Source organism: Oscillospiraceae bacterium, from assembly GCA_035353335.1.
Taxonomy (GTDB): Bacteria; Bacillota; Clostridia; order Oscillospirales; family JAKOTC01; genus DAOPZJ01.
Genome location: DAOPZJ010000023.1, coordinates 19053 through 32264, shown reverse-complemented (window position 1 = coordinate 32264; position 13212 = coordinate 19053). Strand labels below are relative to the sequence as shown.

The 13212-nt window shown below is 52.8% G+C and carries 8 protein-coding genes; 3 read left to right on the top strand and 5 right to left on the bottom strand.

The window, feature by feature from the left end; translation table 11 throughout:
* Window positions 1-620, top strand: a 620-nt coding sequence (locus tag PKH29_06490) for a hypothetical protein (protein HNX14486.1), incomplete at its 5' end; no start/stop codon positions are given.
* Between the two features lie 141 nt (window positions 621-761).
* Here the strand turns inward: PKH29_06490 and PKH29_06485 are convergent.
* From PKH29_06485 to PKH29_06470, 4 genes are all read right to left on the bottom strand, one after another.
* A complete protein-coding gene (locus PKH29_06485) occupies window positions 762-1730 on the bottom strand; it encodes an aminoglycoside phosphotransferase family protein (protein ID HNX14485.1) in 969 nt (322 codons plus the stop codon).
* A gap of 2 nt (window positions 1731-1732) precedes the next feature.
* Entirely contained in the window at window positions 1733-3631 is a 1899-nt protein-coding gene (locus tag PKH29_06480; protein HNX14484.1) for a hypothetical protein, read from the bottom strand.
* Between the two features lie 164 nt (window positions 3632-3795).
* Window positions 3796-5826, bottom strand: a complete 2031-nt coding sequence (locus PKH29_06475; GenBank protein HNX14483.1) for a beta-galactosidase trimerization domain-containing protein — start codon at window positions 5824-5826, stop codon at window positions 3796-3798.
* Between the two features lie 131 nt (window positions 5827-5957).
* A complete protein-coding gene (locus PKH29_06470; GenBank protein HNX14482.1) occupies window positions 5958-7610 on the bottom strand; it encodes a GDSL-type esterase/lipase family protein in 1653 nt (550 codons plus the stop codon).
* A 188-nt stretch (window positions 7611-7798) separates the two neighbouring features.
* Between PKH29_06470 and PKH29_06465 the strand changes: the two genes are divergently transcribed.
* Window positions 7799-9529 carry a sialidase family protein gene (locus PKH29_06465; GenBank protein HNX14481.1) on the top strand — a complete coding sequence of 577 codons (1731 nt, stop codon included), beginning with the start codon at window positions 7799-7801 and terminating at the stop codon, window positions 9527-9529.
* Window positions 9530-9678: 149 nt separating this feature from the next.
* The gene (locus PKH29_06460; GenBank protein ID HNX14480.1) at window positions 9679-10890 is read left to right on the top strand and encodes a sialidase family protein; all 1212 of its coding nucleotides are present in this window, start codon (window positions 9679-9681) and stop codon (window positions 10888-10890) included.
* Between the two features lie 62 nt (window positions 10891-10952).
* Here the strand turns inward: PKH29_06460 and PKH29_06455 are convergent, their stop codons facing one another.
* Window positions 10953-13040 (bottom strand): sodium-translocating pyrophosphatase, encoded by a 2088-nt coding sequence (locus PKH29_06455; protein HNX14479.1) that lies wholly within the window; start codon window positions 13038-13040, stop codon window positions 10953-10955.
* Window positions 13041-13212 lie beyond the last annotated feature (172 nt).

The following is a 13212-nucleotide window of genomic DNA, read 5'->3' as shown; positions in this document are numbered from 1 at the left end:
CCTCGGGCGAATTCGGCAAACTGCGCTATATCCGCGTCACAATGCCGGCCGGCGACTGGGTTGCCAACGGTTTTGAGGGCTTTATCGGCACCGATGACCCGTACCCGGCAATGGAAAAAGAACCGGACGTCACTTATTGGGCAAACGCCGCTTATAACACCGAATACGACGTATTCGTCAACTATTATATCCACCAGGTCAACGCGCTGCGCTTTCTGCTCGGCGAGGACTATTCGGTCAAATACGCCGACCGGGCGGGCGTGACGCTGACAGCCGAAAGTGCCTCGGGCGTGCCTGCCGTTATCGAGATGTCCCCCTACAAGACCACGCTCGATTGGCAGGAGGAATACCTTATCGCCTTCGAACTCGGTTGGATCAAGATCGAACTGCCCGCTCCGCTGGCCTCGAACCGCGCGGGTAAAGTCACGGTCTATGAAGACAGCGGCAAAAAGCCGCCGATCACCTGGTCGCCGACATTACCGCATGTCCACGCAATGAAAAATCAGGCGCTCAATTTCGTCAAATTCATCCGCGGCGAACAACCCGTCCCCTGTGACTCCCACGAGGCGGTCAAGGACCTCAAAGTCGCCAGGGATTATATCGATCTGCTGCATAAATAATCCGAAATCTCAACATCCGATTGCTCCCGATAAAAACCCCCGTCCCGAGACCTGCATCGGGACGGGGTTTTTATGTCATTCTGAGCGAAGCCGAAGAATCTCGGAAAGATAATGGCTTTTTGGTTTAACGAATAATGAATGCTATCTAACAGCCCCTTGTAATTCCTCCAACGCCTTTTTGCAGCCGTTCCTGCATTTTTGGAACATCGCTTCGTCGTTGAATTCGATCTTCCAGATATAGGTGTCCAACACCGCAAAATGCAGGCGATACAGCATCCGGCGCAGCTTTCTGTTATCTTTTTCAAAATCTGTTTTGTCGATCCCGTAGCCCGCGCAAAACATCTCGTCGATGATCCAGGGGCTTGCGAACTCGAAATCGACGTCGCCGAATACCGCCCGGTCCATGTCAATGATCGTGAGCCGCCCCGCCTCTTTATCTACGAGCAAATTGCCGTCCCACAGATCGGCGTGAACCAGATACGGCGTTTTGATCTCGGACAGCAGTGCTTCACATTGCCGGTAAACTTGCCGGAGTTCTTCCGCTTCCGACTTGTCAAACACACCGTTTTCAAGCGAACGGGTCAGCACATCGTCCAGCTCGTCGTATAAAAACGCCTTCCATGAAGCAAACCCTTTACCCTTGACCAGCTCGGAAACCCGCCCGAAAGCATCATTTAGCACCGCGTGAATGCGCCTGACCTGCTCTCCCGCCTGTTTGTGAAACGCCTTTTTATCGTCGGCTTCGAGTTCGGAAAGGGGTCTTCCGACGATGCACTTTTCAATCAAAAAGAGAAAGTCCCCGAATCTGCGGCTTTGGTCGTAAACCAAAATCTCGGGACAATCCGCGCCGTTTTGGCGGCAGAGCTCATAGGCATACACCTCACCCGTCATCAGGTCGTCTTCAAACCGCAGCAGAGGCGCGCGGTTCTGCGGTCCGATACGAAGAATGACCGCCTGTGCGTTTTTTCCCGATAATTCGACTTTGAAAGTGGTATTGAACATCCCGCCCTTTAACTGGACGAGATGTTCAATCTGATCATTCGGAAAATAAGTATTGACGATTTGATCAATTTGTTCCGGACTGACCGGCTGCACAAGGTTGGTCGCCAAAATTAATCCTCCAGCAGCGGGACTTTTTTATAATCGAGCATATCCGCCTTGAGAATATTGCGTAAAAACGGCTTCTTGTTCGCCGTCGCGGTCACGATGCCCTCGACCAGCGGGTTGTAGATGAAATAGAGTTCCACGCCGTCGTTTTGATATTTGACCCGGCGGGTAAACATCTTGGCCGACTGCTCCATCACGTCAGAGATTTTCCCCTTGTCGGCGAAATTGGCAAAATCCGCAAAATCAGGGTATTCTTCGACGGTCGCGGCGGTGCAGACAAAGCCGTTTTGCGCGTGAATCAATTCGATATCGCCGAATTCGCGCTCGGGTCCCTCATAATTGTAAAACGAAATTTGAATATGGTCGCTCTTTTTCTCGATTTTGACGGCGGCTTCTCTGCCGAAATCGGTCAAAACGAGCGGCTTGAACGCGAACATCGATTTATACGCCTTGACACAGACGGTGACCGGTTCCACCGAGGAATACGGCAGCGTTTTGACTTTTTTCCCGCCCGCCAAAATCTCGAAACCGTCGTAAAAATAAGCCGGGATAAAGACCGTCAGTTTGGCGCTTTTCACGTGCCTGCGCTCGAGTTGCAGCGGTTTATAGACCATCAGTGAGGTGTTTTCATATTGGATCCCGAATTTGCGGCCTTCGTCGCGGAAGCCCTCTTTGCCCATTTTGCCGTAATAGGCATAGACGTTTTCCTGCTGCGGCTGCTTGTCGTTGAAGGTGTATTTGCTGTAGATGACGCCGACGTCCTCGAGCTTTTTCGCGGCTTCGCAGTTTTTGTAGGTCACATAGAACGACTCGGAACCGGAGCCGCTGTGATATTGATTCATCGCGGTTCCGAGTGAATATTCGGGCGTCATATAGGTGGTGGTGGTCGAACGATGCCCGCCGAAAGCGCAGAGCGGTTCGTTTTCGACATTGTAGGCGAGCGCGTCCGCGGGGATGCACTCAACCGCGAATTCGGCGTGATATGGATAGACCTTTTCAAACATGATTTTTTCCATCCAACGCGGGAAGTGGAAGGTGGTGTTGATGAACCATGCGGCGTTGGGCAGCTGAAGCCCGTTGGCAGAGATATGAATCACCTGCTTATCAATCAGTTCAAAGCCGTAATTCATCACGTTTAAAAACGCTTTGTCGCCGAACACCTTATACCAGAGCGCGGCGATGCTGGTGGGATGCCCCACGGTTTCGCAGTTATACGAACGCGAATACGGTCCCGCCAGATGCCCCGTCGGCGCGTGGTAATGCGTCACAACCTCGAGCCACATCCGCTCTTCGCACTGCAGGGCCTTTGCCCGGTATTCCGGATCTTTGATATAATTCGCCATCTGCGCGTAAACAAACAAGTCGAGAGGCGTATACACCGGGCTGCCGTATTCCATAATGGTGCCGCAGCGCCTAAACAAGTCGCACGCCTGATCGAGTTTGTCTTTTCCGATTTCGGCATATTTGGGCAGGTTAAAGAGCTCTCCGGCCACAATCAGCGTAAAAGTTGCCATGTTGCCGAAGTTGTCATTATACATGGAGGCATGAACCCGGGGATTCGCCGCGTAATCCAGTTCGCTTTTAATATAGTTCTCGGCAATCACTCGAGTGTCGTCATCGAATTTGTCGCCGTAGCGTACGAGCATTTCTGTCAGCTGCATCGGCATAAATTCGCAGTGATGATACGGCGAAGTCCGGATAATGTGGTTGGCTTCTTTATAATAGCCCTCCTCAAACAGCACCAGCGCGTTCCAACCCCAGGAGCGAACCTCCGGCTGGTCGTCTTCATAACTGTAGGCAGTCCGAACACCTTTCGGCAGCAGTTTTAAAATAATCGGAACATAGCGTTTGTTAAACGCCTTTTTGCGCTCCTCCTGGAGTTTTTTCGATGCGATAAAAGCCATAATGATACCCTTTCTTTTATTGTTTTAGGGATGTTTGACCCCATTTGGTTCAGCCAAACGGGTCAAACTCCGGGTTCGAAAAATTATTCATTCGAACTCCTTTCTCCCGCTTAAAACGCTATTTAATTATTGATGATTATACCAAGATTTCCGATCGAGTACAATCATTTTTTCAATTCAAAAACCACGACCTCGTAATCTGCCAGTTTAGTCAGTGTAAATGAGGTCTTTTTGTCGCCGATCTCAAGTCCCTGTAATTTCCCGCCGCGCAAGGTCTTAACGCTCTTGACATCTTTTACTCTGAGGGTCACTTTGATGTCGGAGAGCGGCAAAATCTGCGTGGTGGGTCGGATCATCTCGCCGGTCAGGTTGACCATGTGCAGGATATATCGTCCGTTTTGATTGCGAAGCACCGTTTCGACCGATCTCGGCGCGTCGGTCTCGAGTATCGGTTTTGCGGCTCGTTTCGCGATATTTCTGATGATTTTGGCGTAATCGGGCAGCGCGCGCTCGGCATAGGCGAGCCCAAGTGCTCCGGATACATAAATGCTTCTGCCCTTGCCGTACACATGCTCGACAATGCCGGGATATCCGGCCTTGGGCAGCGCGGTATAAACGCTTGACATCAGTTCAAGCGCGGTCGAGAGGGTTTTTGCGTCTTCGACATATTCACAGCGCATCGACAGCCGGGGGAACGGCATCTGTCTTTGGTTGACGTCTTTGAAAATCGGGGAGTCACCCGGCTTTTGATAGGCCATGCCGAGCATCTCCGCCGAGACGACGCCTTTGACTTCCGAAATTCCCTGAACCGCTGCGAGTTTCGGCGCTTTGGCATAACTCCCGTCGGCATTGTAAAATCCCGTGTCAAACGTGGAGATCAAATCCCCGCCGTCTTTGACAAAAGCGGTCAATGCTGTTGCGGTCTCGTCGTCCATGCAGGCGCAGTCTGGCAAAATCACAAGTTTATATTTGCTCAAATCCTCTTTGGCCTTGACCTCGTCAATCACGTCAAACTGGATGTGCGCCCGCGTCAGCATATCGAAGAAGCTCAGCAACTCCGCATGATGGTCGCCGCGCTGTTTGAATCCGGCGGTTTTGGCGTTTGTGAAGTCGCTCTGTTCGACGCTCGAGGAATAATTGTTCGCGGTGTCCTGCGACCACATCAAAGCAATTTCGCATGCGCACTCGGATTTTTGATAAATATCTTTATGCGCATTGATAAACTCGTTGAACTTTTTCGAGGCCATACTGCCGGGCGAAAAGGCGTTTCGCTCGATGTCGCCGTGGATGCCGTACCAAACATTCGCGCCGTTTGCATACGACTGGGCATACAGCGCCGTGGTCTCGGCGGGCGTGTGCATATAATAGGTGATGCCCGAATGGTTACCGTTTACGAAAGTGACAATCGGCTTGCCGCGCGCCATGGTTTCAAGGTGCTTGGCCTTGGAACTGACCGACCATAGCGAAGTGGTTGCGTCGGCACGGATAAACCCGCCCTCGGCTCCGAGCATATCGAGATACGGCTCGATTTTTCGGCTGTTGCTGCCGGTGACATCGGCCCGCAGCGCGGAGTTGTTCAAATATAACAAGATGTTCGGATTGATCGATTTGACGATATCATGGGTCTTTTTCACATATTCGGTCACCGAATCGATACGCATCTGCTGGCGCTCGAGATGAGTCCCCTCATAGACGGACTTGCCGAATTTTTCTTGAAACATCTTCTGACAGACCGGGCAATAACAGCCGTCGTCACGCATGAGCGGCCCGTCCAAAAACAGTCCGTCAACATCGTGCCGGCACAGCGCCGTGATGTTTTTCGCGAATTCATCAAACCAGGGGCCGTTGACACAGCAAAGTGAATAGATACTATAGGCCAATATCGGCCCTCCGTCTTTTTGCAGCTCCATCCATTCCGGGTGTTTGGCCATCATGTCCCGGGTCAGGCAATGGGTGTTATAATAGACAATTTCCCGAATGCCTTTTTCATGGGCTTTTTTGAGATAGGCGTCCAGCTTTTTGCCGTGTTTTTGTTCGTCGTAAAACGAGATACTGCCCTCGGCGAACAGGTGTAAAAGCTGCTCGGTGTTGAATCCCGATTTCGAAACATATTCATCGAATACCCAGTCGTCGTCCGCGCCGTAATTGCACTGCACCGCCGAGATGATCAACGGTTCGTCTTCCCACCACTTCATATAAAAAGCACCAACCTTTTCCGAATGTTTCCCCGATTATAACATACCCGCAAAAGCCATTCAACGGATACCGTAAAGAAAATAAAAGAGCAGCGCACCGGTTTGATGCGGTGCGCTGTTTCTTAATCTTATCAATGCTTTCTTCCGGTTGCTTCAAGCAAAAACTCCACCACCGGCGTGGGGTCTTCCAAACTGTGCGGATGATGTCCGCAGCCCGGCTTGACAATGGTCAGGATTTTCCCGCCCGCGCGGCGGTATTTCTCGTCGAAGAGCTTGCCGTTCTCGGTATAGGGCACCGTCGTATCCGCGTCGCCCGCGACCAGCGCAACCGGAATTCCCGCTTTAGCCAGCGCTTCCGCCTTGTCGAGCGGGTTTTCCTTATACTGTCTGACGCTCGTCTCGTTGAGGCCGTAAACGTCTAGGCAGTCCTTAAACTCAAACGGCGAACCGTCACCGATGCCGAGTCCGCCCGGCCAGCTCCGAATATCCAGCACCGGCGCGTCGATATAGAGAGCTTCGACGTCTTTAGGATAGGCGGCGGCATAGTTGACCGCGTATAACCCGCCCCTGCTGAACCCGAACGGCACTGTGGTTTTCGATAATCCGAACCGGCTGACCATCTCATCGTGAAAGATTTTCATCAGCTCTACGCTCTCCGGGCAGCCGAAAAGATTGCTGACCCGGTAATAACAGAGCGCCCAACCCCGTCGAACCAGCTCCACATCGACGGTCTCAAACGCGTGCAGGAACTCGGTGCGCCAGACCCACGGCCTGCCGGGGGCAAATTCTTTCGGCTCAATATAAGTGCAGACCCTGCCGTTACAATAGAAGCGGCGGCATACGCAGCCGTTCCAGTCGTCGACGCGGTCATCGTTTTCTTCATTTACGATTGTCTTCAGGATTTCGTTGTCCAGTTCCGCAGCGGCGGCTTTGGCCTCATCGAGCGGCAGGGCATCTTTCGCCTTATCGCGATGGGAATGGCCGACCGCTTCTTTCCACGCCGAGCTCAGCAGACGGTGCCGCTTCAAAACCAGCCCGAATGCGGGGGTCTCCTCTTTCAAATAACCCGGCTCGTATTCCGGATAAAGGCGGAAAAGCTCCCCTAACAGACACCTTGCCATAATCCAGTGACCCCAAAGGTCGGGGTGAATGCCGTCGCCGAGTTTTAACGCCGGATCGTTTTTGCGCCTCGCGGTGTATTCGGCGGTCATCGGGCCGTAGATGTTGACGACCCGGTCGGCGACGCCGCGCAGGTCGGACAGTACCCAGTCGGCGTATTTTTTCATCACGTCGTTATAACCGCGATAAGCCTGCGCCCAGCTGAATTTTTCGGCGTTTTCATCGAGCATCGGCCCGCCGAAAGAGACGGTATCCAAAATCGGCGGCGTCATCACAACGGCCTTGGCGCCGCGGGCCTTGATTTTTCCGATCAAATTGAGGATGCCCTTCTGATATGCCCCCATCCGCTCCTCGGAATAGGGGTAATAGATGCCGTCGTTGATGCCGTAACAGACGGTAACCCAGTCGGGTTTCGCCATCTCCAGCGCGCGGTCGATACGGTCAAAGATACAGGGGCGCGGAAACGGGTGATCCGGTTCGGAAAGGCCGGAAGCGGTCTCGCTGTTTAAACCCAAATTGATTAATTCTACAGAATGATTGGGCAGGTGCTTTTTTATGTAGTAATCGATGTGCGCGATATACCGGCCGTCGTCGGTGATGCTGTCGCCTAAGAACAAAATCCTGAGATGATTCGGAACCATACCGCCTTTTTTGAGTATCGACATTGCAAACGTCCTTTTCGTAAAGTAAAATTTGAAATCCATTATAATCCCGCTGTCGCCGAATGGCAAGTCTTTCGCGACCCGTATTCCGATTCTTCATGCGTTTCGTTTGCTGCTGTTCCGTTTTTCGCTTGCTTTCACTTCCCGTGTCTGTTACAATAATCCGTAATAAACGCAAACGGAGGCGCAATATGGATTCGCGCAACATCAAAACGGGTTTTGAAATGCCCAGCGAGGGCTACAGCGACCAGCCCTATTTGCTCAAAATGCCCGACGGCGCGTGGCTGATGTGCATCACGACCGGCAAGGGCGACGAGGGACAAAAAGGCCAGCACGTCGTCAGCGCCCGCAGCTATGACCGGGGCAGGACCTGGGTCGAGATTGCGGATGTCGAAAGCAACGAAAATCCCGAATCGTCCTATGCCGTTTTACATCTGACTTCCTACGGCCGGGTCTATTGTTTTTATAATTATAATAAAGACAACCTGCGCTATGTGCTTGCCGACGACCCGCCATTCACCGGCGGAAAATGGGCGCGCGCCGACTCGCAGGGGGCTTTCGTTTTCAAATACAGCGACGACTTCGGCAAAACCTGGTCACAGCAATATCACGAAATCCCCGTCCGCAAGTTTGCGGTGGATTACGCCAACCACTACGGCGGCGATATCCTGTTATTTTGGAATGTCGGCAAGCCGTTCACGCTCACACAAGCTGTCTATGTCCCCCTCTATAAAATCGGACGCAACGGGGTTCAGGCCTTCACGAACACCGAAGGCGTTCTGCTCCGCTGCGAAAATCTCGAGACCGAAAAAGACCCCGAAAAACTGACCTGGGAGACCCTGCCCGACGGCGATATCGGCATCCGAACCCCGCGTGAGCTCAGCCATGTCTCCGAGGAACACAGTTATGTCGTGCTCTCCGACGGTACGATTTTTACCGTGTTTCGCACCGTCTCGTCCTATCCCTACTGCGCCTATAGCCATGACGGAGGACACACCTTCACCGAACCCGAGCGCATGCGATATGCCGACGGCAGATTCATGAATAATCCGCGCGCGGCGAATTTTATCTGGAAGTGCAAAAACGGCAAATATCTTTATTGGTTTCACAATAACCGTTATGACGGCTACACCAACCGCAACCCGGTCTGGATTTCGGGCGCAATTGAGTATAAAGCCGAGGACGGCATGCGTCTCAAATTCTCTCAGCCCGAAATCTTGCTCTACGATGACGATATCCACTCGCTCATCAGTTATCCCGATCTGATCGAAGATGTTCCGCTTGAGGGCAAAAATGAGAGCGAATATTACGTCTCCGAGACCCAGAAATATTTCGCCCGCTTGCACGAAGTAAACAAATCGTTGATCGAAGGCCTCTGGGCGCAGTTCGAAGACGGCTGCCCGACTGATACCGGAATACCGGCCGAAAAGTCTCTGCCGCAGATTAAACCTTTATCCGAGCGGACACAATTTGTGAGCGGGTTCGGCACCCAAAACAATGAGGTCTCCTTTGCGCTCCGGTTTAATTTCAAAGTCCCCGAAAAAGACGAACTGCTTTTTTCGAACATGGATGAAAACGGCAGAGGCCTGAAAGCGGTTTATAACAGCGAAACGACCCGCATCGAATTCACGCTCGGCGACGGGCACTGCATCTCCCGCTTCGACAGCGAAAAGGGCATTTTAAAGCCGAATACTACCCACGATGCCGCAATCATCATCGACGGCGGCCCGCATGTGATTGAGTTTGTCATCGACGGCCAGCTTTGTACGGCCGAAGAGCGCATGTTCGGCTTCGGCAGATTTAATCCTTTCACGCAGGACGTTAACGGCAAACCGGAACTCGAAATCGGCAGTTCCGTCAAAAACCTCAAATTCTACGATGGCCTGCTGCGCGTCAGCGACATCGTCCGCCTTCAGAGTTAACCGTCGGGGTCGGCATCCCTGTTCCCGCCGTGCGGATTTACGACCCGTTAAGCGCGTAAAATTCCTCTCCGGGGAGGGGTGGCTTGAACATCTGAAATGTTCATGACGGGGTGGTCGTTCTAAACAATAAATATTGAAAGGTGATCAATATGTTTTTAAAAACAAAAAAATCTGCATTCCTCAACGAACGGGAGGGCTTCTGGCTCGGGCCGTCGACCGTGACCTGCACCGACGGTACGCTGCTGCTTGCCGCCGACTGCATGGAAAAATCCGACGGCGTCATCTATTCGGTGCTCTGGCGTTCTTTTGACAACGGCGAGACCTGGCAAAAGCAAGGTAAATTCGAGCACTGCGAGGCCTATGACGGCGGCATGCGCCGCGACGGTTACGGCGGGATGTACGCCGACCCCGAAACAGGGACCGTTTTTTACTTCGGCAACGAGGTCTATTGGGACAACGATGAATTGGACAGCACCTGGAGATATCGTAAGCCCTATTACCGGATTTCGGATGACTGCGGGCATACCTGGTCGGATAAACAGTTCATGGTTCAAAACGGCTCGGACGAAGACGGCGCTTATGACGAAACACACTTTATGAAGGGCGTGACGTTCGGCCGGAATATGGCGACAACGGTGGTCTCCAAAGTCGCCGCGCTTTCCGACGGCAGCATTCTTTTGGGGATGCAGCGTCAAATCCCCGAAGGCGCGGTGAACGCAGGACCGACCGGCATGGGCTTTCTGGAGGCCGGAGCGATGAAGGGCCGTTGGAATCCGAAAACCAACCGCTTCGACTGGACTTTCGGCGACTGGACCGGCCTGCCTTTTGAAATCACGACGCGCGGACTTTATGAACCGTCGCTTGCCGAACTGCCGAACGGCGATATTTATATGCTCTGCCGGGGCAGCAACTACACCCGCTCTGACGACATCATCGGCTGCAAATTCTATTGCGTTTCAAAAGACGGCGGTATGCGCTGGAGCGAATCCAAACCGGTGCTTTATGATACCGGTGAGATCATGTTCTCCTCATCCTGCTCTACCAAACTGGTCTCACACAGCAATGGGAAACTTTTTTTCGTCGGTGTGATCAACGATAAAAACCCGCGCGGCAACCTGCCCCGTTATCCCTTATGCGTTGCCGAGATCGACCAAAATACACTCACAGTCAAAAAGGACTCGGTATTTGTCATCGACACCAAACCCGACGATATGGACGACACCGATACACTCCCCGTCGACTTTTCAAACCACTGGGCCTGCGAGGACGAATCGACCGGCGATTTGATCGTGATGGCGCCCTTCCGTCCCGACCTTTCCCGTCTTGACGGATATTTAAATTACTATCGAATCTCTGTCTGATCGGTAATATTATTTAAAACAAAAAGACCCCGCCGAAACCGGCGGGGTCTTTCACTTTCATTTTAGAATATCGACAGCTGCAGGAAGAGGACTGCCAGCAACGAAGAAACCAGCGAGACCACGGTGATTTGGGTGTTGATCGACGGGCCTGCGGTGTCTTTGAACGGATCGCCCACGGTGTCGCCGACGACGGCAGCTTTATGCGCGTCGGAGCCCTTGCCGCCCTCATGGCCGGATTCAACGTACTTTTTGGAGTTATCCCACAATCCGCCCGAGTTGCTCATGAACAACGCGAACAGCAGACCGCTGACGATGTTGCCGCACAGGAAACCGCCGATGGCGGTGACGCCGCCGATAAATCCGACGACCACTGTCGCGATGATGGCCATCAGGCCGGCCGGAATCAATTCTTTGATGGCGCCCGTAGTCGCGATGGAAATGCACTTGTCGTATTCGGGTTCGACACCCGGTTTGCCCTCTTTGAGGCCGAGAATTTCTTTAAACTGGCGGTGGATCTCGGCGACCATGCGCTGTGCGTTGCGGTCAACGCCGAGCATCAGCATGGCTGAGAAGACTGCGGGGATCGCCGCGCCGACAAGCAGTCCGAAAAACACCAACGGGTCCATGACGTCAAAACCGGATATTAATTTGGAACCTTCCGCAACGATTCCGAGTTCCGCGGCGGCGGTGTTGACCTCGGCCATGAACGCGCCGAGCAGTGCGATAACGGTGAGACCGGCGGCCGAGATTGCAAAGCCCTTGGTAACGGCTTTGACGGTATTGCCGGCGGAGTCGAGTTCATCGGTGATCTCAAGGACGTCGTCGCCCAGGTTGCCCATTTCGGCAAGGCCGCGCGCGTTGTCGACGATCGGACCGTAGGCATCGTTGCTGACGATCATTCCGACGATGGAGAGCATACCGAGAGCAGCCATTGAAATACCGAACATGGCATAGCCCTCTCCGATGGGTGCGCAGAGCTTATAGGCAATCAATGCGGAAGCGCCGATACCGACCATAGCCGGGAGAACGCTGATTAAACCGTATGACATACCTGAAAGAATCGTGAATGCGGGGCCGGAACCGCTGGCGTGCGCCACGAAATGAACCGGTTTTTTGGAATCGTCCGTGAAGTAGTCGGTTGTGATGCCGATGATGACGCCGACGAGCAAACCGACGACACAGGCGCCCCAAATGCGCCAGTTAAAGTTGAAGAGCGCGGTCGCTGCGGCGGAGAGAACGACAAAGATACCGGTTGTGACGTAAGTACTGGAGTTGAGCGCTCTGGTCGGATTTCCTTTTTTCCCGATTCTGGCGGTCATAATGCCGATGATCGAGGCGAGAAGACCGAGTGCCGCAAAACAGAACACCATTGCGGTGTTGGTGGTGTTTCCCTTGTCGAGTGAGGTAGCCAAAACAAGTGAGGCAGCCATCGACGCGACGTTGGAGTCGAACAGGTCAGCGCCCATTCCGGCGACGTCGCCGACGTTGTCACCGACGTTGTCTGCGATGACGGCGGGGTTGCGCGGGTCGTCCTCGGGGATACCGAGTTCGACTTTACCGACGAGGTCGGCGCTGATGTCGGCGGTTTTGGTGAAGATACCGCCGCCGGCTTTTGCGAACAGCGCCAGAGAGCTCGCGCCGAAGCTGAATCCGAGCACGACGGTGGCATCCCTGGTGATCAGATAGACCGCTGTGACGCCCAGCAAGCTGGCGCCGACGACCGCCATGCCCATAACGGCGCCGCCGCGGAAACCGGCCATAAATGATTTTTTGATACCGGTTTTGGCGGCTTCGGCGGATTTGACGTTGGCAATGGTTGCGACTTCAATACCGATTTTGCCTGCGATGGCGGAGAAAGCGGTACCCATGATGTACGCAACAGTCATCAGGATATTATTTAAATAATTGCCCTTCCAAATGGGCGACGGAAGGAATACCAGAATTAAAACCGCCGCTGCTGCGGCAAATTTGGCAAGAACCAAATATTCTTTGCGCAAAAATGTTCTTGCGCCTGCTTTGATCAGATTGCCGTTCTTTTCGATGATTTTGTTTTCAGACGGCTGGCGTTTTACCCAAAGGTACAGCCAGGCGGCGAAAGCAAACGCCACCAGCGAAATTAAAATTGATGTGTACATTGCGATTTTTTCCATACAAAAGATCCCTCCGCGAAAATTCTCGAACCTTATCATATATCAAAATAAATAGAATTACAAGAGTTGAGAAAAATAAAGTTTCCACAAAAAAATATGGTATAGTTTCCACAAAATCCGCCGTGAATTTTCAAAGTTTTTTTGCGGTTTTTAAATATACAAAAACGTATTA